Origin of the sequence: Saccharopolyspora sp. NPDC047091 (genome assembly GCF_040643635.1) — a bacterium.
GTDB lineage: Bacteria > Actinomycetota > Actinomycetes > Mycobacteriales > Pseudonocardiaceae > Saccharopolyspora_C.
Map to the genome: position 1 here is coordinate 1 of NZ_JBEYUS010000004.1, position 20742 is coordinate 20742.

The following is a 20742-nucleotide window of genomic DNA, read 5'->3' on the forward strand; positions in this document are numbered from 1 at the left end:
GTGGCGAGGTCCTTCTTGGCCTGTTCCGACTGGATCTCACCGGTGCGCCGGACCGTTCATCCAGCTCTACTGGACGAACGGTCCGTTCACTCAGTGCGCGCGGTGGGCCAGGACGTCGGCGTGGCACTGCTCCGGGGCGCACCAGCAGCCCAGCGCGCGGCCGTTCAGCTCGCCCTCGTGCAGGCGCTGGAGCAGCTCCGGTTGCTCATCGAGCCACTGCTCGTAGTGCTGCACCATCGCCGCCCGGTCGTGCTTGGCCTCCTTGACGAACGGGCTGGCGAAGTCGGACGCCGGCCACGAGTGGCGCGGACCGGAATGGCCCACGTACGTCAGCAGGCCCTCCCGCTCCAGCCACGGCAGCAGGTGCCGGTGCGGCCCGCTCTTGCGGACGTTGACGACGGTGGCGCGGCCGTCGAGCAGCTGGCTCGCCCGCTCCCGCTCGTCATCGGTCCAGTTCGCCGCCTCCGACGGCAGCTGGGCCGGTTGCTCCGCCATCGCCGCTCACCCCCTGCGCACCGGGTTGCCGCGCGGTCCGCCGCTCACACGTCGGTGATGCGGAGCCCGGCGTGCGCCTTGTAGCGGCGGTTGATCGCGATGAGGTTCGCGGTCAGCGCCTCCACCTGGTGGGCGTTGCGCAACCGGCCGCCGAAGAGACCGCGCACCCCGGGGATCACGTCGGCGAGCCCGCGCACCACGTCGGTGGCCTCCCGGTCATCGCCGAGCACCAGCACGTCCAGGTCGACGTGGTCCACCGACAGGTCCGCCAGGGTCACCGCCGAGACGTGGTGGAACGCGGCGGTCACCCGCGAATCCGGCAGCAGCGCGGCGGCCTGCTGCGCGGCGCTGCCCTCCGGCACGTCCAGCGCGAACGGCCCCTGCTTGTCAAAGCCGAGCGGGTTCACGCAATCGACGACGATCTTGCCGGCGAGGGGTTCGCGCAACGCGGCCAAGGTGTCGGCGTGCGCGTCCCACGGCAGCGCGGCCAGCACGATGTCGGCGGCCGCGGCGCAGGCCGCGTTGTCGGCACCGTCGACGCGGCCGCCGGAGATCTCGGCGATCTCGCGCGCGGCGTCCTGGGCCCGCTCGGCCTTGCGCGAACCGATCACCACGTGCAGGCCCGCCGCGGCCCACCTGATCGCCAGCCCCCTGCCCTGGGCGCCGGTGCCCCCGAGCACACCGACGGTCATCTCGCGCACCTCAGCCACGACGGGCCTCCTCGTTGTCACCTTGCGACGCTGCCCTTCCACGATCCGCATCCGGCGGACCCGGCGCTAGACGGACCCGCTGTGCTCATGCCCACTGAACGAGTCCACCCTCTCGAACCCGATCTCACCCGTTCGCACTACCCCCGGGAAGTGGATCTAGGTGCGGCCGTCTCCTCCCCCAGTACCCGAGCAGCACCGGCCGCACGCGAAGGGATGGGGAGGACCGACCGATCAGGCGGTGGTGAAGGTGACCTCGCGCCGATGCGGATCGGCCTCGGTGAGGCGGACCCGGATGCGCTGGCCCTCGGTGAGGTCCTCGCCCGCGCAGCGCGCGATCACCGGCGGCTCGGGGATGAACACCTCGCCGTCGCCGGACCCGGTCCGCAGCACCGTCGCCGGGAACACCGACCCCACCCGGCCGGCCAGCGACCACGCCTGCGCCTGCGCGAGGCACGCCCGCTCCACCTGCGTCGCCACCCGGTCCGAGGAGCCCATCGCCGAGGGCAGCGCGGGCAGCGCCTCCCGCACCCACTCCGGCACCGGCGAACCCGAACTCACCGCCAGGCACACCTCCGCGCCGTAGCGGTCCACCAGTCGCCGCAGCGGCGCCGTCACGTGCGCGTAGGCCGCACCGATCCCCGCGTGCCGCGGTTTCGGCGGCGGCCCCGCGTCGAACGACGTGTACCCGGCGCCGCGCAGCAACCGCGTGGCCGCCACGTGCACCGCCAACGCCTCCGGCCGCACCGGGTCCAGCCCGGCCAGCGCCTCGGCGGGCGGCAGGTCCTCCGGCCACTCCACGCCCAGCCGGGCCGCGGACCGGCGCAGCGCCGCCACCGTCGGCGGCTCCGGATCGGGCACCGTGCGCAAGATCCCGACCCCGGCGTCCAGCATCATCTCCGCCGCGCACATGCCGGTGAGCAGGGAGATCTCCGCGTTCCACTCCTCCACGACCAGCCGCGGCCGCAACGCGACCCGCCAGCCGCCCGCGCCGTCCGACTCCACCTGCTGCTCCGGCAACCCCAGTTCGATGGCACCGCGCCGCACCGCCTGCTCGCGGCGCAACCGGCCCACCACCGGCAGCAGCTCGATCGCCGGGTGCGCGACCCCGGCCCGCAGCGACCGCTGCACCGCCTCGTAGTCCAGCTGCGCGACCGACCGCACCCAGGCCCGCCGGACCTGCGCGGAGGTCGCCACCCCGTCGGCATCCAGGTCGATCGTCCACAGCACCGCCGCCCGCACCTGGTCGGGCAGCAGGCTCGCCGCGCCCTCCGATAACAGCGTCGGGTGCAGCGGCACGTTCCCGTCCGGCAGGTACAGCGTCTGGCCGCGGCGGCGCACCTCCGCGTCCAGCGCCCCGCCGGGGCGGACGAAGGCGGCCACGTCGGCGATCGCGTACTGCACGCGGAAACCGGTGCCGCGGCGGGCCAGCAGCACCGCTTGGTCCAGGTCCTTGGCGCCCACCGGATCCACCGTGACCAGCGGGAGCTCGGTGGCGTCGACCCGGTCGGCCTCGAACAGGGGTTGCGCGACGCTCTGCTCCACCTCGCCGAGCGCGGCGGTGGGGAACTCGGTGGGCAGGCCGAAATCGGTGCGGACGGCGGAGAAATCACATCCGTCGGCGGAACGGCGCGGCCGCGGGGTGCGGCCGGAACCGCGGTCGGGGGCTGCGTCGGCATCGGTACCACCACGTGGTGCCCGCGCCGCCGTCGCCATCGGAGTTCAGTCCCCCTCGGACCAGCGGCGATCGGCTTCGTCGGCGGCCTCGGTGCGCTCCTGCGCCAGCTCGAGCGCGTGCTCGGCGGCGGCACGGTCCGCGTACGGCCCCAGCCGGTCGGCGGCGCGGCATCCCGCGGCGGGCTCGACCTGCTGATGCTTCAGGCAGAAGTACCAACCATCTCGGGCCATGCGTCGAGCCTCGCACGCGGGACCGCTCCGTGTCACGCCTCCGGACGGCGCACCCGCCGCGCTCACCACGCAGGAGGCGGTGGAGCGCCCGGCGCGGGCGGCGGGCCGGGCGGCCGTCCGGGCGGCGGGCCGCCCGGGTGCTGCCGCGGCGGGATCGGGTCCAGGCAGGACACCAGGACCTGCCTGCTCTCGGGGTTCTCGATGCGGCGGCCGTCGCGCAGCCGGTACTCCAGCTCACCGCTGTCGCCGACCTCCACGGTGCAGCCGACCTCGGCGAGCTGGTCGTCGTCCAGGTCCACCAGCCGCTCGTACCGCGACGGCACCACCCGGTACACCGGCCATTGCAGGTGCCCGAAGGCCTGGTGGAACTCGGCGAGCAGGTGGCGCATGTGCTGCTGCCACGGCAGCGGCATCGATTCCGCCAGCGAGCGCGGCAGCACCGCGTACCCGGCGTCGACCCCGTGCCCCGCGCGGGAGAGGTAGTCGCCCAGCGGCGTGCTGGACGCCGGAGGTGCCGAACGCCTCGGAATGGGGTCTGGGGTGAACATGCTTCCTCCCGGAGTAGGACACACCGCGGGACTCGCACCGCTCGGCGGTGCTCGTCCCGCACGCGGCGGAGCGGGCCGCGGACCCGCGCGCCGCCGGAGCGGGCCGACGAACGGCCCGCGACCAAGATTGCCACAGCGGACCGCCACGATCAGCGGTCCGAACCATCCCGGAGATCGTGTCGCAGCGCGAGCGAACCGTCACCGCGCGTGCTGCTGACCCGGATGCTCCGGGGCCGCTACACCGGCTGCCGCACCGGGGTCTGGCCCGGTTGCCCGCCGGGTCCCGTCTCCGGGACCGCGGGCTGCTCGCCGCCCGGAGCGGGCTGGATCGTGGGCTGCGCGGCCGGAGCCGGTTCGTCCGCGGCCGGGCGCACCACCATCGGCAGCAGCTCCCCGCCGTCCCACAGCTCGGTGCGCTCCACCGACTCGCCCGGCTGCGGCGCGTGCAGCACCTGGTCGTCGCCCAGGTACAGCGCCACGTGGTGGATCGCCCCCGGTTCCCGGCCCGCGCCCCAGAACACGAGGTCACCGGGCTGGGCCTGGTTCAGCGGGATGTGCGCGCCGCCCTCCGCGTACTGCGAGCGGGAGTACTTCGGGATGGTCACCCCGGACTCCTTCCAGGCCATCTGCGTCAGCCCGGAGCAGTCGAACGAGTCCGGACCCGCCGCGCCCCACACGTACGGCTTGCCGACCTGCTGGTCGGCGAAGCTGATCGCCTTGGTGGCCAGCACCCCGGCCGCCGGCAGGTTCTCGCAGCCGCTGAACCCGGCCACGTTGCCCTCGACGCTGACCAGGTGCGCCGCCATCGGCTCCCACTCGTGGTAGCGCAGCGGGTAGGCGGAGCGCTCCACGCGCTGCGCCGCGGTGCCCGGCTGCAGCTGCTCCCAGCCCGGCACCTCCAGCAGCACGTCGTAGAACTTGTTGATCTGGTACTCGACGTTCGTGACCTGCGCGACGCTGCCCCAGCCCATCGACGGCCGCATCTGGAAGATGCCCAGCGAGTCCCGGTCGCCGTGGGTCAGGTTCGACAGGTTCGACTCGGTCTTGCCCGCCTGGATCGCGATCTGCCAGGCCCGCGGCGGCAGCTTCCGCTGCTGGCCGACCTTGATGATCTCCTTGGCGATCAGCACCGACTCCTGGTCGAGGCCGCCCGCGTCGCGCTCCCCGCGGCCCGCGCCGTCCCCGGACGGGCCGAGCCCCGAACTGCACTCCGACCAGCTCTGACCGCCCTGCATGCCGGAGAGCACGACCACGAACGCGCCCAGCCCGACCAGCCCGGCGAAGCCGGACAGCACCACGACGAGGACCAAGAACTTCCGCATGTCAGCTCACCTTGTTGTAGCCGGAAACGCGCCATCCCTGTTCGGTTCGCATCACGTCGACCTCGATGTCCCCGGCGTCGGTGGGCAGCCGGGCCGCGATCGAGTTCGCGGTGGAGCTCAACGACACCGCGGGCCCGGTGATCCGGGTCGACGGCACGTTCGCCGGATCCACCGAGGTCATCACCGTGATGAACTCGTCGGTCGTGTAGGGCCGCAGCGACTCCACCCACTTCCCGGCGGGCGTGCCCGGCGGGTGCGTCGCCCACTTGGCGCCCCACGCCTCCACCACGCGCAGCCCCGCCGGATCGGGCGGGACCGGCGCGGGCGGCGTGTTCGGCACCGAGATCCGCGGCGGCGCGGGCGTCGGGCTCGGGGGCGCCGGGGCGGCCTGCTGCTCGGTGCCGTCCGGCTGGTAGCGGTAGTTCCGCGCCAGCGGCGGCTCCGGCAGCATGAGCCCGACCGCGGTGGCGACGGCCGCCAGCACGATCACCGCGGTCACCAGGTGCTTGGGCGAGCGCAGCGGCCAGCCCCACAGCCTCCGGTAGACCGCGGCGCGTCCCCGATGCGTCCGGATCGGCATGGCCCGTACCCCTTCACCCGGCCGGTCGGGTTCGCGCCCGCCCGGCCCGCTGCAGCTGTCGAATCACCGGTCGCGGCCGATCATCAATCCCCATCGGCCACCTCCAAGCCCCGGGACGGCCGGTACACCACGTACACCGGCTTGCCCGCGACCACTTCCATGTCGGCGCGGCGCGGCGCGGTCGGCTCCGCCTGCGCCGGGATCGGGGAGCTGTCCGCGCGGGACGGCACCAGCACCGGCTCCTCCCGCCGGTCCCAGGAGGCGTCCGCGACGGGCGCGGTGTCCACGACGCGGCTCGGCCTGCCCTCCGGCAGCGCCGCCGCCGGGCCGCCGGGGCGCCGGGACTCGGCGGGACCGGACGCGGGCAGCGCGGGCGACACCGCGCCGCCACCGGTCGGGGAACCGCTGCCGGGCAGCGCCGCCCACGGGCCGCCCTGCCGGTCCAGCCGCTGCGCGGTCACGGACATCGTCTGGTGGTCGGCCTCCGGACGGGTCTGGCGCCTGCCGCGCTGCCCGGCCGGGTCCGGCGGCGGCGCGTCCGGATCGGACTCGCGCACCTGCTCCCAGAAGTCGCCGCTCGGATCGTCGGCGGGCCTGCGGCCGCGGAACCGGCCGAACACGCCGCGGGGCTGCGCCACGCCGCCGGAACCGCCGATCGAGAGCTGCACCATCTGCCCCATCCGGCGGACCGGTTTGCCGAGCATGATGAACACGATCGTCACCAGCCCGGCCAGCAGGATCTGCGTCAACACCGGGAAACCGCGCAGCGGGTTGAAGATCCACGCCAGCACCCAGGTGTGCAGCCCGGCCATCGCCGAGATCACCAGCACGTTCAACATCGCCGCGCCGCCCACGCGGCCCACGGCGCGCAGGATCTGGTGGTTCAGCAGCGCCACCAGGCCGATCAGCGGCCCGGCCAGGATCAGCACCCGCAGCAGGACCTGCGCCAGCAGGATCGCGGCCTTCGCCATCAGCTGGAACGAGGCGAACGAGAGGCTCTGCACCACCGACAGCATCGCCGCGCCGACGCGGCTGCCGTCCTTGCCCTGGAAGTAGCCGTAGGCGCTGGTCGAGCTGAGCTGCCCGGCGACGTTGGTGAACGCCGTCTCCTTCGGCGTCGACGGGCCCGCGTCCGCGCCGGCCGCCACTTCCTGCTTCGTCCACGCCTGGGCCCGCAGCAGCTCGCGGCCGTACCGCTCGGCCTGCGGGGTGTCCGGCGAGCCGAACTCGCCGCGCAGCCAGTTCCGGTAGATCACCTGGTGGTGCAGCACCGTCGGCAGCGTGTTCGCCTCGTCCACCCCGACCTGCTGGAGGAACCCGGCCTGCACCGCCGACGTGCCGGTGATCACCACTTCGTCCAGCGCGTGCGTGTAGATCATCGGGGTGAGGTAGGTGGCGGAGGCGAACCACAACCCGGCCAGCGCCCACATGGTGCGCTTGCCGATCGAAGCCAGGTCGCCCTGCCAGATGTAGCGGAACAGCAGCACCGCCAGCACGAGCGCCGCCACCCCGAACCACGGCGTGAACACGCTGTCGTACAGCGCGACCGTGCCGGTGGCGATCAGGTCGTCCAGCGGGCCCATCAGCTCGCCGTTGAGCAGCGCGTAGTGCAGCCCGTTGGTCGCGCCCACCAGGTTCTTCGAGATGTTGAACAGCTCGTTGCCCAGCCAGGTGTCGACCAGCGCGTTCGGGTTCATCACGCCCTGCGGGCCGCAGCCGAGCCCGTAGGTGTGCCACACCAGGCCCGCGTAGCCGACCTCGTCGTAGGCGGTGCCCGGCTGACCGGAGCCCAGCGGAGCCGGGTCGATCGCGCCGACCATGCCGGAACCGGGCCGCTCCGGGCTCGGCGGCTCCGAGCAGTCCAGGCTCTGCGCCGAGGCCGGGGCCCCGATCAGCGCCTGGATCGCCACGAGCGCGCCCACCAGCAGCACCGCCGAGCGGCGGCCGCGGGCGCGCTCCGCCGGGCGCCGCCGGGACAGCACTCGTTTCGCGGCCCACACCACCGCCACGATCACCGCCGCCATGATCGTGGGCGCGGCCAGCGCGCTCACCGCACTTCGTCTCCGCCTTGACCGGGCCGCTGCTGCGCGCGCTCGGTGCCGTCGATGCGTTCCTCGCCCGATCCGATGCCGACCGATTCGAGCTCGAACTCGTCGAAGCCCTCGATGTCGTCGGCGTAGTCGTCCTCGGGCACGTGCGGTGGCGACGGCAGCGGCGGGGTGTCCGAGTTCGCCGCGCTCTCCGCTCCGGGCAGCGCCCGCAGGTCCTGTTCGGACTCCGCGCTCGCCGGGGTGGTGTCCAGCGCCTCGCGCAGGTGCTCCAGGTGCGGGCCGCCGAAGTCGATGCGGATGCGCTCCACGCCGCCCGCGCCGTCGCCGAAGATGAACTGCCGCGGCGCTCGGTCCCGCTCGGTGCTGTTGCGCGCCGGGCCGGGCTTGCGGCCCAGCGCCGAGACGACCTGCTCGTAGCCGGCGCCCACCGGGACCTTCAGCAGCCGCAGCGCGTCCGACTGGGCCTGATCGTCGTCGAGCCTGCCGACGAACACCGAGTCCAGCAGCGACACGAAGCCCTGGATGCGCAGGAAGTCCGCCGGGATCTGGCTGGACAGCAGCACCCGGACGTTCCACTTCCGGGAGTCGCGGGCGAACCGGTTCATCAGCACCCGGCCCGTCGGCACCTCGGACAGGAAGAACGCCTCGTCGATCCAGACGCCCTTGCGCTCGTTCTTCGGCCGCTCGTAGACGGAGCGCTGGGTCAGCCACGCGGCCAGGTTCAGCATCTCCACGCCGAGCGCCTCGGCGTCGGTCCAGTGCTCGCGGCCGACGCCGTCCTTCGGCAGCGTCAGCCCGGCCATGGTGAGCACCGTCAGCCGGTCCTCGCGGGTCTCCGAGTACGGGTCGGCGTCGGCCTCGGGGATCAGCAGCGACATGCGCTCCCGGATCTCGTCGAGGAAGTCGGCGACGACCACCGCGTGCTCGTGGTGCTCGGAGGCGTCGCGGCGCAGCGCCTCGAACACCATGCCCGGGTGCGCGTCCGGGCGGCCGCCGACGGCGCGCACCGCGCGCAGCAGCACGATCCGGGTCTGCGGCAGCCGCGCCACCTCGTAGGGCAGCAGGCCGGTGAGCACGTCCAGCACCAGCCGGCGGCGGGTCGCGGCCGACAGGGCGCGTTCGCGCCGCCAGCTGCGCTCCGGGTCGTCCTCGTCGACGAAGTGCTCCAGCTGCGGCTCCGCCACCACCCGGTACGGGTTGAGGATGCCGGGCTGGGCGTTGAGCAGGTTGATCGGCCGCGCGTACGGCCGCAGCTCCGGCAGCTTGCACAGCTCCGCCAGCGGACCCGACGGGTCCAGCAACGTCCAGTGCGCCCCGGCCCGCAACGTCTTGTAGACGGTGCCGCCGCCGAGGAACGACTTGCCGCCACCGAGCCCGGCGACCATCGCGGTCAGGCCCGAGGCGTCGCGGACCTCCTGCGCCATCCACGGATCCCAGGCCACCGGGCGCCGCGTCGCGGTGCAGGTCTCGCCGAGCAGGACGCCGCGGCGGTCCCCGACCTCCGCGGTCGCCTGCGGCACCGAGGACGCCGCCCAGACCACCGAACCGCGCCGCATGTAGGCGCCGGAGGCCAGCTGCTCGCCGGGGATGAACTCGCGGGCCATCGCGTACTGCGCCTCGGGGTGCTCGATGGCGACCTTCGGCTTGTACAGGTCCAGGATCTGCTGGGCGAGCCGCAGCGCGTCCCGCTCCGTCGGCCCGGACACCGCCAGCCGCCACCACGAGCGGACCCGGGTGGCCAGCGCGGTGAAGCCGGTGCTCATCTCGTCGTCGATCTCCAGCACCCGGCCCGCCTGGCGGGACAGCGAGGTCGGCGGCTCCAGGCCGTGCTCCTCGGTGTAGTGCCGGACCTGCGAGCGCACCTTGTTCATCTGGCGCTGCAGCTCACCGCCCACGTCCTCCGGACGGCGGACGTAGATCCGCGCCGACCACTCCACGGGTGCGGGGAGCCGGTCGGAGTGCTGGATCCACGGGTCGTCGATCTCCGGGATCTGCAGGCCGTGCGTCTGCCCCACCGTCAGCACGGCGACGTGCCGGGTGATGCCCGCGTTGGAACCGGTGCGGCCGCGCACGGTGGCGGTCGGCGAGTACGGCTCCTGGTACATGTCGGCGGCGTCGGTGAACGACGCCAGGTCCTCCGGCTCCCACTCGGCGCCCGGCACCGCGGGCAGGTTCCGCGGCGCGGGCAGGCCCAGCGAGCAGGACCGGTGCATCAGCCAGGAGATCTCCTCCGCGGTCACCGGGCGGCCGTCCAGACCCGCGGAACCGATCACCTGGTCCAGGTGCTCGATCTCGCTGTCCAGCGCGACCAGCTCGGCGTCCACCGCTTCCGGGAACACCCGGCGCAGCAGCGGAGCGGCGCGCTCCACGGCGCGGTCCACCACGTTCCGGGTCTGCACCTGGACGCCGAGGTAGACCTCCTTCTCCGCCATCGAGCGGCCCATCAGCTGCTGCTGCTCGCCGACCATGTAGTCGTCGAAGCTCAGCGCACCGGGCACGTCCGGCAGGGCGCCGCGCGCGTTGTGCACGTGCGCCTCCGCCCACATCCGGATCGGGTACGGGCGGCTGGTGACGCGCAGGTGCATCCAGCGGCCCTGCAGCTCGGCGTACTGGCCCGCGATGGCGGCGATCAGGTCCTGGCGCTGCGAGTCGGAGCGGAACGACCAGCGCTGCGGGGACAGCCGGTACCAGGCGAACACGTCCTGGCCGGTGCGCAGCAGGTGCCCGTCGATGGACCGGGCGGCGATGGAGGGCGTGTAGCTCGGCAACGACTGCTCGTCGGGGAGCCTGCGGTCCTGCCGCTTCGCCTTGCCCCGCGCCCCGCTCCTGCCCTGCGGGGCGCGCTGGGGTGCGCCGGGCCCTGCGGCCTGGCGCTCACCGCCTCGACGGCGACCGAACACCGCGAACCTCCTTGCTACGCGCGCGCCCGCCTGCGGACCGGGTCCGTTCCGCGGACTTCCTGGGGCGGCGGACCTGCCGGTTAGCACCGCCGGTGGGCTGGGTTCCCTGCTGGCCCCGGCTGGTGCGCCGGGTCCGCCGGGTGGGGGCCGCCCGGCCTCGCCGGGTGGACTTCTTCGCTCGTCCGGACTGCTTCTGCTTGGGGCGTGGCCGCTCGGCGCGCACCTTGAGCCGGGCGGCGCCTGCCGCGCCGCCGCTGCCGGTGGTGCGTTCCCGCGGCGCGGTGAGCTCACGCAACCACATCACCATCACCGCTCCCAGCGGCCGTTCGTGGGTGATCCTGGAACACACGATCCGCGTAACCAGGATGGTGATGACGGCCGCCCAGCCGGTGGAGAACAGGCCGAAGCCGATGTTCATCCGGCGTTCGACCGCGAGCACCAGCAGGAACACGACGGTCCCCACGCCCCAGGCCACGTAGCGCGCCCGCCACGGGAACGTCGCCTTGGGCGGGCCGAGCCACACGGCGTCGACGCGGTAGACCTCGTCATCGGTGCGGATCCGCACGGCTGATCACCCGTTGGTGCTGAACAGGCCGGCGATGAACGTGCCGATGTCCACGCCCGCACCGGTGACCGCGAATCCGATCAGCGCCAGCGCCACGAACACGCCCATCACGCGGCGCATGACGCCGGCGTTGTCACCCTTGCCGCCACCGAGCCACAGCAGCAGCAGGGCGACCGCGAGCAGCAGGAGTGGCAGCAGGTTGTTCAGGATCCAGCCGCGGATGCCTTCGGTCCCGAGACCAGTCTGCTGCGCCAACGGGTCGAGCGCGGCGAGCACGTGCACGTGCGCCAACGTTTCCAGCGACATGGCGGTCATCTTGTTACCCCTGAGTGCGTGAAGGGTCGTCGGGCGGGTACGTCGGCCGGCCGGATCTTCCCGGCGGGACGGTACGAGTAGAACATGTCATGGTCACCAGCAGTAGTGGTCGATCGAGCACCACAGATGACGTCGGCACACCGGCTCAGTCACCGAATGGGCCGATCGGGCTCGACTCGGATGGAGCAGTGCGCGCGGTGGTGCGGGAAGCGAGCACGCGCCGGATCGGGAACCGCGGATCGTTCACCCTGTTGCGAGCCCCTTCCTCACGGACCGTGCACGAAACGGCCGGTCAGTGGAATTCGGCACACCCTGCTGCGGTGCACCGGAACCCGATCACCGGACATCGGTCGACGAGACCGTCGCCCGCCACCCGGACGTGATCTTGACTGCATCCAGCGTAGCGGCTCCACCGGTCACGGCCGCGATCAGGTCGGTCCACGGGCAGTGACCAGCGACCCGGTTCCGCGGCGCCGGAAATGCCCGGGTTCCCGCAGGCCGGGCGCCGTCGGGCCCGTACCCGCGATCGCTAGACTGGAACCGGTGGATGAGTCGGCCGGGCGGCCGCGTCGCGGGCAACCGCGTCGAGGAAAGTCCGGACTCCACAGGGCAGGGTGGTTGCTAACGGCAACCCGGGGAGACCCGCGGGACAGTGCCACAGAGAACAGACCGCCCGACCGGTTCGCCGGACGGGTAAGGGTGAAACGGTGGTGTAAGAGACCACCAGCGCCTCGGGTGACCGGGGCGGCTAGGTAAACCCCACCCGGAGCAAGGCCAAGAGGACGCCACGGCGTCTGCGCAGGTGATCGAGGGCTGCCCGCCCGAGCCTGCGGGTAGGCCGCTGGAGCCTGCCGGCGACGGCAGGCCGAGATGGATGGTCGCCGACCGGACGATCGCGAGATCGCCGGGAACAGGATCCGGCTTACAGGCCGACTCCTCCACCCCTTCTTCCCCGCCCGTGCGGGCTTCCCGTCCGGTGGAACCGGATTGACCGGATTCGCGGGCGTTGCTCTACTTCTCGCATGACCGGTGCCCGGCTGATCCGCCGCCGCTACGTGGACTTCGCCCGCGTCGGCACCGCGCGCTGTTCCGCCTGCTGAACGATCGCCGCCACGCCCGTTCCGGCCGGACTCCCGGCCGCACGCAGGAAGAACTCCCGATGCGCACCGTCGTCACCGTCGCCGCCAGCCCCCATTCCCGTTCGCGCGCAGCGGAACTGCACCGCGCCACCGCGGAGGTGCTGCGCGGCGCCGGGCTGCGGGTGCGGCGGCTGCCGCTGGAACTGCTGCCGGAATCGGCGCTGCTGGCCGGGCGTGCGGACGCCCCGGCGCTGCGCTGGTCGCGGCGGCTGCTGGACCGCGCGGACGGGATCGCGCTGATCACCCCGACCTACGAGGTGTCCGGGAGCCCGCTGCTGCGGGCCTGGCTGGACGTGATGCCGCCCGCGGGCGAGCGGCCGGTGCAGCCGGTGTGCCTCGGGTCCACGCAGGCCCAGTCGGGGGCCGCGGACTACGCGGTGCGGCGGCTGCTCACCGACCACGGGGCGCTGCGGGTGGCACCGGCGTGCTTCCTGTTCGACAAGTGGCTCGCGGGCACCGGCGACGGCTGGGACTGGGACGCCCGCGCCGCGAGCCGCCTCACCGGCGCCCTCACCGGCTTCGCCGCGGATCTCGCGACCGTCCCGGCCGCGGCCTGAGCCCGAGCGGTCCGGCCGCGGTCCGAGGTCAGGCGGTCCGAGGGCAGGCGGCCCGGCCGCGGTCTGCGGTGGGGCCCGGCCACCGGGCCGGGGCTCAGAGGTGTGAGATGTCGTTGACCAGGCGGACCGAGGCGTTGTCGTCCGGGTAGAACTCCACGATCGACAGCGAAGCCAGGTCCAGGTGCAGCCGGTAGTACAGCGACGGCCCCACGTCCAGCCCGAGCCGCAGCATCGCCTTGATCGGGGTGACGTGGCTGACCACCACGACGGTGCGCCCCGCGTAGCGGTCCAGGATCTCGTGGAGCACCACGCCGACCCGTTCGAAGACGGCTTCGAGGCTCTCCCCGCCGGGCGGTTCGACGGTGGAATCGCCCAGCCAGCTGCGGTGCAGCTCCGGGAACTCCGCGGCGGCCTCGGTGAAGGTGAGGCCCTCCCAGCCGCCGAAGTCGGTTTCGAGCAGCCCCTCGTGGAAGCTGAGCTCGGAACCGGTGGCGGCGACGACGGCCTCGGCGGTCTGCCGGGTGCGGCCGAGCGGGGACGCGAGCACCGGAGCCCCGGGGACGCCGTCCATGCCCGCGAGCCGGGCGGCGACGGCCTGCGCCTGCCGCTCCCCCAGCTCGGTCAGCGGCACGTCGCCGCGGCCCGAGTAGCGGCGGTCCACCGACATCGCGGTCTGGCCGTGCCGCACCAGCAGGATCTTGGTGGGCGAGCCGACGGCGCCGTTCCAGCCGGACGGGCGGGTGCGGTCCTGCGTGGTGGTGCCGGAGTCCTCGGCGGGCTGCCGGGTGGTGCCGGGTTCCTGGGTGGCACCGGATTGCTCGGTGGTGCCGGGCTCCTGGGTGGCACCGGGCTCCCCCGCGGCACCGGACTCCGCGTCGCCGCCCGCCTGTGGCGCGTCGGAGCCCCCGTCCGCGCGGTCGTCCATCGCCGCGTTCGCCAGCCGGTCCGCGTGCGCGTTCTCCGCCCGCGGGATCCAGTCGAAGGTGACCGAGGTGAACCCGGCGACGAGCCCCTTCGCCTCCTCGGCCAGGGCCCGCAGCGCTGCGTGCTTGATCTTCCACCGGCCGGAGAGCTGCTCGACGACCAGCTTCGAGTCCATCCGCACCGCGACGTCGTCGGCGCCGAGCTCGGCGGCGGCGCGCAGCCCGGCGAGCAGGCCCTGGTACTCGGCGACGTTGTTGGTGGCGACGCCGAGCCACTTCGACCGCTCGGCGAGCACCGACCCACCGGTGTCGCGCACCACCGCTCCGCTACCGGCGGGCCCCGGGTTGCCCCGGGAACCGCCGTCGGCTTCGACGACGACGCGCATCAGGAGTCCTTGGTGCGCACCAGGATGGCGCCGCACTCCTCGCAGCGGACCACGTCGTCGGCGGCGGTGTCGCGCAGCTCGGCGAGCTTGGAGCGGTCGAGCTCGATGCGGCAGGCCCCGCAGCGGTTGCCCTGCAGCGGCCCGACGCCGACGCCCTTGGACTCGCGGATCCGGTCGTAGAGGGCCAGCAGCGGTTCCGGCAGCGTCCCGGCCACGGACTGGCGCTCGACGGTGCGCTTGGCCTCGGCGGTGTCCAGGTCCGTCATCGCCTCGTCGCGGCGGTGCTGCACGTCGGCGAGGCGCTGCTCGGCCTCCTCGACCCCGGTGCGGGCGCGCGCCACGTCGGATTCGAGCGCTTCGCGCTGCTCCATGACCTCAAGGAGCTCGTCCTCCAGGTTGCCCTGGCGGCGGGCGAGGGTCTGCAGCTCGTGCTGGAGGTCCTCCAGCTGCTTGGCGCTGCCGCCGGACTCCATCAGCTTGCGGTCGCGGTCCTCGCGCTTGCGCACCTGGTCGACTTCGCCTTCGAGGCGCTTGGCGTCCCGGTCGATGTCTCCGAACGAGGTCTGCGCGGCCACCAGCGAGTCCCGCTGGGCTTGCAGTTCGCGTTCGCGCTGGCCGATCTCCTCGAGTTCGGGCAGCGTGCGGCGGCGGTGGTTGACGCGGTTGAGCTCGGCGTCCACCTCCGCCAAGTCGAGCAACCTGCGCTGCACGGCGGGGTCGGCTTTCACGCGGGAGTCCTCCCAGAGTCGGGGGCCGGACCGGCGGCGTGAGCGGTCCACGGGTCGGTCCGGCGTGTGGAGACGAGAACCTCGACAGTATCCGGTAGGGCCGCGCCGACGACGTCGGCAGCCTGCTGGCACCACGGCCACTCGCTCGCCCAGTGCGCCACGTCCACCAGGGCGGGCACCTGGGCGCCCGGCAGGCCGCCGCGCGCCAGGTGCTCCCCGGCGGGGTGATGCCGCAGGTCGGCGGTCACGTAGGCGTCGACCCCGGCGTCCTGGGCGGTGCCGAGCTGCGAGTCCCCGGCGCCGCCGCACACCGCGACGGTGCGGATCTCCCGGTCCGGGTCGCCCGCGCCGCGCACGCCCCACGCGGTGGTGGGCAGGTTCTCGGCGACGCGCCGCACGAAGCGGCTGAACGGTTCCGGTTCGGGCAGCGTGCCGATGCGGCCGAGCCCGGTCGCGGAGCCCGCGGCGTGCGGGGCGAGCGGGCCGGTGACGTGGAGGCCGATCGCCTCGGCCAGCGCGTCGGAGACGCCGATGGTGGCGGTGTCGGCGTTGGTGTGCGCGCAGTACAGCCCGATGCCCGCGCGGATCAGCCGGTGCACCAGCCGCCCCTTCGGGTCGTCGGCGGGAACCCCGTGCACGCCGCGCAGCAGCAGCGGGTGGTGCGAGACGAGCAGCTGCGCACCGAAGTCCACCGCCTCGTCCACAGTGGACTCGACGGGGTCGACGCAGAACAACACCCGCTGCACCACCGACTGCGGGTCCCCGCACACCAGCCCGACCGCGTCCCAGCTCTCGGCGAGCTCCGGCGGGTACGCGGCCTCCAACGACTCCACGACGTCCTGAATCCGCACGGTCATCCGAATCGCACCCCTTGGTTCGGTCTTCGCACTATCCGAGAAGTTCGCGCAGCGCCCGGACCAGCACCGCGTTGCGCGCCGCATCGCGCACCGCCACCCGCAGGTGGTCCGGCCCCAGACCGGGGAAGGTGTCGCCGCGCCGCACCGCGATGCCGCGCTCGCGCAACGCGGCGCGCACCTTCTCGCCATTGTGGACTTCCAGCAGCAGGAACGGCCCGCGGGCCGGTCCGGCGACCGCGACGCCCGGCACCTCGGCCAGGTCGGCGGCGAACCGGTCCCTGGTCTCGGCGATCTCCACGGCGGCGCGCTCGGCCTCCGCGACGGCCTGCGGGGCGCAGCAGGCGGTGATCGCCGCCAGCGCGAGGGTGCCCAGCGGCCAGTGCGGGCGCGGGGCGGCCAGCCGCGCCAGCAGCTCCGGTTCGCCCAGCGCGTACCCGGCGCGCAGGCCCGGCAGCGCCCACGTCTTGGTCAGGCTGCGCACCACCAGCACGCCCGGAACCCGGTGCGCCGCAAGGGATTCCGGTTCGCCCGGCACCGCATCGCAGAACGCCTCGTCGACCACGACCAGCCGGCCGGGGCGGGCCAGCGCCCGGATCGTCGCGGCCGGGTGCAGCACCGAGGTGGGGTTCGTCGGGTTGCCCAGCACCACCAGGTCCGCCTCCTCCGGCACCAGCGCCGGGTCCAGCCGGTGGTCCTCCAGCAGCACCCGCCGCACCGGCACGTCCGCGGCGCGCAGCGCGAACTCCGGTTCGGTGAACGACGGGTGCACCACCGCGGCCAGCGCCGGGCGCAGCCCGGGCAGCAGCGCGAAGAGCTCCGCGGCGCCCGACAACAGCAGCACCTCGGCCGGATCCCGGCGGTGCCGCTGCGCGACGGCGGTGCGGGCCGCGAGGTCGTCGGCGGCGGACGGGTAGCGGCCCAGGTCGTCCAGCGCGGCGGTCAGGTGCTCGCGCAGCCAGCGCGGCGGGCGTTCCAGCCGGACGTTCACCGCGAAGTCGAGCAATCCCGGTTCGGCGTCCACATCGCCGTGGTGGCGCAGCAGCGCCCGCTCGTCCCCGCTCGTCATCGGCAGCAGTCTAACGACCGGTAGATGATCACCGGCGCCGATTCCCGCGGTCGCCGCGGCGCCCCGTACGGTCGTTGGCCGGGCGGGTCGACGCCCGGTAGTCGCGCAAGGAGCCGCACGTGCACATCTCGTTCATCTGCACCGGGAACATCTGCCGATCGCCGATGGCGGCGGTGGTCTTCCGCGAGCACGCCCGCCGCGCGGGCCTCGAAGACCAGGTCGAGGTCAGCAGCGCCGGAACCGGGCCGTGGCACGTCGGCGAGGGCGCCGACCCGCGGACGCTCAAGGTCCTCGCCGACCACGGCTACCCCACCGAGCACGTCGCCGCGCAGCTCGGCGACGAGCACCTGGACGCCGACCTGCTGCTCGCGATGGACGCCGGGCACCTGCGCGTGCTGCGGGACTCGCTGGACGATCCGGAGCGGGCCCGGCTGCTGCGCTCCTTCGACCCGGCCGCCGCCGACGGCGCCGAAGTGCCCGACCCGTACTTCGGCGGCGACCGCGGCTTCGAGGACGTGCTCGCCATGATCGAGGCCGCGATGCCCGAGCTGCTCGACTGGACCCGCGAGAACGCCTGATCCGGTCGTCGGAGTTGCGCGGCGGGTCCGGCACCGCTCCCGTAGCGGTGGCGGAGCGGTCCCGCAGCCGGGGAACACGGCTGACTGCCCGTCGCTGAAACCTGCCCGGCGGGCCGGTTTCCTGTCAGCGGCGAAGCCGCTGAGCAGAAACCACGCACGCAGCAGGACCACCCGCGGGTTCTCAGCGGCTTCCTCGCGAGGACAGCGATCTCTCCTGTGGCGGAGCCACCGGTGAAATCGATCCCGCAGCGAGGAAGCCGCTGAGGTTCCGCCACCCGAGCACTACGCAACACGAGTTCGAAGGGCAGGTCCCATGGGCGAGATCGAGGATGTGGTGTTCCGCTGCACCGGTGCCGAGGCGGTGTCGGTGCGGGCGCTCGGCGGCGGGGACGCGGGCGACGCGCGATCGGTCCGGCTCGCCGACGGCCGCGAGGTGTTCGTGAAGACCAACCCGGACGGGATGCCGGGAGCGGTCGCCGCGGAGGCCGCCTCGCTGGCGTGGCTCGCCGAACCCGGGATGGTGCCGGTGCCCGCCGTGCTCGGCAGCACCGAGCGGCACCTGGTCACCGAGCACCTCGGCTCCGGATCTCCGACGGCCGCCGCCGCGGAGGAGCTCGGCCGCGGCCTGGCCGGGCTGCACGCCGCCGGCGCCGCCGCACACGGCGCCCCGCCGCCCGGCGGACCCGCCGACGCCTGGATCGGGCTCGCGCCGATGCGCGACGAGCCGCGTCCGGACTGGCCCGAGTTCTACGCCGACCTGCGGGTGCGTCCGTACCTGCGCGGTGCCGTGGACGCCGGGCTGCTCGGCGGCGAGGCGGCCGCGCTGGTCGACCGCGTCTGCGAGCGGCTGCCCGGGCTGGAGGGCGCCGACGAGCCGCCGTCACGGCTGCACGGCGATCTGTGGGCGGGCAACGTGCACTGGGACGGGCACCGCGCCTGGCTGATCGACCCGGCCGGGCACGGCGGGCACCGGGAGACCGACCTGGCGATGCTGGCGCTGTTCGGCTGCCCGCACCTGGAGCGGGTGCTGGCCGCCTACCAGGAGGTGCGGCCGCTGGCCGAGGGCTGGCGGGAGCGGGTGGGCGTGCACCAGCTGTTCCCGCTGCTGGTGCACGCGGTGCTCTTCGGCGGCGGCTACGCGCGGCAGGCGGTCGCCGCGGCCCGCGCCGCCCTCTCCTGATCGGCACCCGGGGACGGCTCCCGCCCCGGCGCGTTGACCTGGTGTGCCGTGGCGCACTGTGACGGGGGCGGGCGGCACGCGCCCGGCCGCGCGGCCTACCGTGGTGGGGTGCGCCTGAAGTTCCTGCTCCGCCCCGGCTGGATCGGGTTGATCCTGCTGGTCGTGCTGTTCGCGACGTTGTGCTTCACGCTCCTCGCGCCCTGGCAGTTCGGCCGCGACGACGAGACCCAGGCGCGCAACGCGGCCATCACCCACTCGTTCACGGCCGATCCGGAACCGCTGGACGAGGTGCTGCCGGGCGGCGCCGCGCCCGGGCCGGACACCGAGTGGACCAAGATCACCGCCACCGGCTCGTACCTGCCGGAGGCGGAGACGCTGGCCTGGCTGCGGTCCGTGCAGGGCGAGCCCGCGATCGAGGTGCTCACCCCGTTCCGCACCACCACCGGCGAGACGCTGCTGGTCGACCGCGGCTTCCTGCGCCCGGTCGGCACCGACGCGCCGGACTACGACCCGGCGCCCACCGGGCAGGTCACGATCACCGCGCGGGTCCGGATGGACGAGCGGGACCAGGAGCACCGGCCGCTGTTCGACCGGCAGGGGCACCGCTGGACCTACTCGGTGGACTCGCACGTCGTCGGCGCGGGCACCGGGGTGGCGCTGCGCCCCGGCTACTTCGCGCTGGTGGAGGACCAGCCGGGGACGCTGGGCGCGCTGCCGCTGCCGCAGCTGTCGGCGGGCCCGTACTTCTCGTACGCGCTGCAGTGGATCTCGTTCGGTGTGATGGCGCTGGCCGCCATCGGCTACCTGATCTACGCGGAGCTGCGGCCGCCCGAGGACGCCGCCGTGGGCGGGGCGCGGAAGCCGCGGAAGATGTCCGTCGCCGAGGCCGTCGCCGAGGACGAGCGCCGCGAACGCGAGCGGGCCGGCACCGGCGAGTGATCAGCCGCGGCGGACGCCGAACGCGACGACCGCGACCGCGGCCAGCGCGCCGGTGACCGAGCCGATCACCCGGGACAGCTCCACGCTGCGCCGCACGTCGCCCGCGTCGGCGGTGCGGCCCTCCCCCATGATCGGCCGCTGCTCGGTGGTGTGGCCGTAGACGGTGCGCCCGCCGAGGCGGATCTGCAGCGCGCCCGCGAACGCGGCCTCGATCTGCCCGGCGTTCGGGCTCGGGTGCGCGGAGGCGTCCCGCCGCCAGGTGCGCCAGGCCCCACCGGCGGAACCGCCGACGACGGGCGCGCACAGCGCGGTCAGCACCGCGGCCAGCCGCGCGGGCCCCAGGTTCAGCGCGTCGTCCAGCCGCGCCGAGGCCCAGCCGAACCGCAGGTAGTGCGGGCTGCGGTGGCCCACCATCGCGTCCAGGGTGTTCGCCGCGCGGTAGCCGAGCAGGCCGGGAACCCCGAAGACCGCGCCCCACACCAGCGGGGCGACCACGGCGTCGGAGGTGTTCTCCGCGAGCGATTCGACGGTCGCCCTGGCGAGGCCCTGCTCGTCGAGGTGCGCCGCTTCCCGCCCGCACAGGTGCGCGAGGCGCCCGCGGGCGCCGTCCAGGTCACCGGCGTCGAGCAGCCTGCCCATCGCGGTGCCCTCGTCGGCCAGCGAGGCGCCGCCGAGCACCGCCCAGGTCGCCAGCGCCGTCACCGCGGCTTCCGCGGCCGGGCCGCCGCGGCGCGCGGCGCGGTCGGCGAGCACGCCCAGCGCGGCGGTCCCGCCGACGAGCAGGCCGCTGTAGAGCACGCCCGCGGCGCGCTCGTCGCGGTGCAGCACCCGCTCCGCGGTCTGCGCGAGGCGACCGAACCCGGCGACGGGATGACCCCGCCGTGGGTCACCGAGTGCAGCGTCCGCCGCGACTCCGAGTAGCAATCCGACCGCTCGTCCCGCTCTCACCGCCGAGTCTCCCCCTTCGTTCCCCCGACCGGCGCTTCGTCCGCCCGCCC

Annotated in this window: 20 protein-coding genes and 1 other RNA gene; 5 read left to right on the top strand and 16 right to left on the bottom strand. The window is 74.1% G+C overall.

Features of this window, described 5'->3' with window-relative positions; genetic code table 11:
* Positions 1 to 90: 90 nt before the first annotated feature.
* The 11 genes from ABZ805_RS03200 to ABZ805_RS03250 all read right to left on the bottom strand — a co-directional run bounded on the left by ABZ805_RS03200 (position 91) and on the right by ABZ805_RS03250 (position 11391).
* A complete protein-coding gene (locus tag ABZ805_RS03200; RefSeq protein WP_358433528.1) occupies positions 91 to 495 on the bottom strand; it encodes a DUF4326 domain-containing protein in 405 nt (134 codons plus the stop codon).
* 44 nt (positions 496 to 539) lie between these two features.
* Positions 540 to 1205, bottom strand: a complete 666-nt coding sequence (gene npdG, locus ABZ805_RS03205; RefSeq protein ID WP_358433531.1) for an NADPH-dependent F420 reductase — start codon at positions 1203 to 1205, stop codon at positions 540 to 542.
* A 231-nt stretch (positions 1206 to 1436) separates the two neighbouring features.
* Positions 1437 to 2918, bottom strand: a complete 1482-nt coding sequence (locus ABZ805_RS03210) for an RNB domain-containing ribonuclease (protein WP_358433533.1) — start codon at positions 2916 to 2918, stop codon at positions 1437 to 1439.
* A gap of 6 nt (positions 2919 to 2924) precedes the next feature.
* Positions 2925 to 3110: a hypothetical protein gene (locus tag ABZ805_RS03215; RefSeq protein ID WP_358433535.1), complete on the bottom strand. Its 186-nt coding sequence runs from the start codon at positions 3108 to 3110 to the stop codon at positions 2925 to 2927.
* A 62-nt stretch (positions 3111 to 3172) separates the two neighbouring features.
* Positions 3173 to 3658, bottom strand: coding sequence for a hypothetical protein (locus ABZ805_RS03220; RefSeq protein ID WP_358433538.1), 486 nt, complete (start codon positions 3656 to 3658; stop codon positions 3173 to 3175).
* A 236-nt stretch (positions 3659 to 3894) separates the two neighbouring features.
* Positions 3895 to 4980 (bottom strand): C40 family peptidase, encoded by a 1086-nt coding sequence (locus ABZ805_RS03225; protein WP_358433541.1) that lies wholly within the window; start codon positions 4978 to 4980, stop codon positions 3895 to 3897.
* A gap of 1 nt (position 4981) precedes the next feature.
* Complete coding sequence (locus tag ABZ805_RS03230) at positions 4982 to 5560, bottom strand: hypothetical protein (RefSeq protein ID WP_358433544.1); 579 nt, start codon at positions 5558 to 5560, stop codon at positions 4982 to 4984.
* 83 nt (positions 5561 to 5643) lie between these two features.
* Entirely contained in the window at positions 5644 to 7611 is a 1968-nt protein-coding gene (locus ABZ805_RS03235) for a hypothetical protein (RefSeq protein ID WP_358433547.1), read from the bottom strand.
* A complete protein-coding gene (locus ABZ805_RS03240; RefSeq protein WP_358433550.1) occupies positions 7608 to 10511 on the bottom strand; it encodes an ATP-binding protein in 2904 nt (967 codons plus the stop codon). Before ABZ805_RS03240 ends, ABZ805_RS03235 begins: the two co-directional genes overlap by 4 nt.
* Positions 10486 to 11076, bottom strand: a complete 591-nt coding sequence (locus ABZ805_RS03245; protein WP_358433553.1) for a hypothetical protein — start codon at positions 11074 to 11076, stop codon at positions 10486 to 10488. Before ABZ805_RS03245 ends, ABZ805_RS03240 begins: the two co-directional genes overlap by 26 nt.
* Positions 11077 to 11082: 6 nt before the next feature.
* Complete coding sequence (locus ABZ805_RS03250) at positions 11083 to 11391, bottom strand: hypothetical protein (RefSeq protein ID WP_224956162.1); 309 nt, start codon at positions 11389 to 11391, stop codon at positions 11083 to 11085.
* Between the two features lie 548 nt (positions 11392 to 11939).
* On the opposite strand from ABZ805_RS03250, the gene rnpB reads away from it, so the two are divergent.
* Together rnpB and ABZ805_RS03260 are read left to right on the top strand one after the other, a co-directional pair.
* An RNA gene (gene rnpB / locus ABZ805_RS03255) (RNase P RNA component class A) lies at positions 11940 to 12332 on the top strand.
* A 218-nt stretch (positions 12333 to 12550) separates the two neighbouring features.
* Positions 12551 to 13087: an NAD(P)H-dependent oxidoreductase gene (locus tag ABZ805_RS03260; RefSeq protein ID WP_358433556.1), complete on the top strand. Its 537-nt coding sequence runs from the start codon at positions 12551 to 12553 to the stop codon at positions 13085 to 13087.
* A 94-nt stretch (positions 13088 to 13181) separates the two neighbouring features.
* On the opposite strand, the gene ABZ805_RS03265 is transcribed toward ABZ805_RS03260, so the two are convergent.
* The 4 genes from ABZ805_RS03265 to cobC are packed head-to-tail and all read right to left on the bottom strand — an operon-like array spanning position 13182 to position 17047.
* Entirely contained in the window at positions 13182 to 14396 is a 1215-nt protein-coding gene (locus ABZ805_RS03265) for a bifunctional RNase H/acid phosphatase (RefSeq protein WP_358433559.1), read from the bottom strand.
* On the bottom strand, positions 14396 to 15124 hold the full coding sequence (locus tag ABZ805_RS03270) for a C4-type zinc ribbon domain-containing protein (protein WP_358433562.1): 729 nt from the start codon (positions 15122 to 15124) through the stop codon (positions 14396 to 14398). The genes ABZ805_RS03265 and ABZ805_RS03270 overlap by 1 nt, the downstream gene beginning before the upstream one ends.
* The gene (locus ABZ805_RS03275) at positions 15121 to 15981 is read right to left on the bottom strand and encodes a Nif3-like dinuclear metal center hexameric protein (RefSeq protein ID WP_358433565.1); all 861 of its coding nucleotides are present in this window, start codon (positions 15979 to 15981) and stop codon (positions 15121 to 15123) included. The genes ABZ805_RS03270 and ABZ805_RS03275 overlap by 4 nt, the downstream gene beginning before the upstream one ends.
* 31 nt (positions 15982 to 16012) lie before the next feature.
* A complete protein-coding gene (gene cobC / locus ABZ805_RS03280) occupies positions 16013 to 17047 on the bottom strand; it encodes an Rv2231c family pyridoxal phosphate-dependent protein CobC (RefSeq protein WP_358433568.1) in 1035 nt (344 codons plus the stop codon).
* 119 nt (positions 17048 to 17166) lie between these two features.
* Between cobC and ABZ805_RS03285 the strand changes: the two genes are divergently transcribed.
* From ABZ805_RS03285 to ABZ805_RS03295, 3 genes are all read left to right on the top strand, one after another.
* Positions 17167 to 17625, top strand: a complete 459-nt coding sequence (locus ABZ805_RS03285; protein ID WP_358433571.1) for a low molecular weight protein-tyrosine-phosphatase — start codon at positions 17167 to 17169, stop codon at positions 17623 to 17625.
* Between the two features lie 313 nt (positions 17626 to 17938).
* The gene (locus ABZ805_RS03290) at positions 17939 to 18805 is read left to right on the top strand and encodes a fructosamine kinase family protein (protein WP_358433574.1); all 867 of its coding nucleotides are present in this window, start codon (positions 17939 to 17941) and stop codon (positions 18803 to 18805) included.
* A 108-nt stretch (positions 18806 to 18913) separates the two neighbouring features.
* Complete coding sequence (locus tag ABZ805_RS03295) at positions 18914 to 19744, top strand: SURF1 family cytochrome oxidase biogenesis protein (RefSeq protein WP_358433577.1); 831 nt, start codon at positions 18914 to 18916, stop codon at positions 19742 to 19744.
* Here the strand turns inward: ABZ805_RS03295 and ABZ805_RS03300 are convergent, their stop codons facing one another.
* Positions 19745 to 20692 (bottom strand): cobalamin biosynthesis protein, encoded by a 948-nt coding sequence (locus ABZ805_RS03300; protein ID WP_358433580.1) that lies wholly within the window; start codon positions 20690 to 20692, stop codon positions 19745 to 19747.
* Positions 20693 to 20742 lie beyond the last annotated feature (50 nt).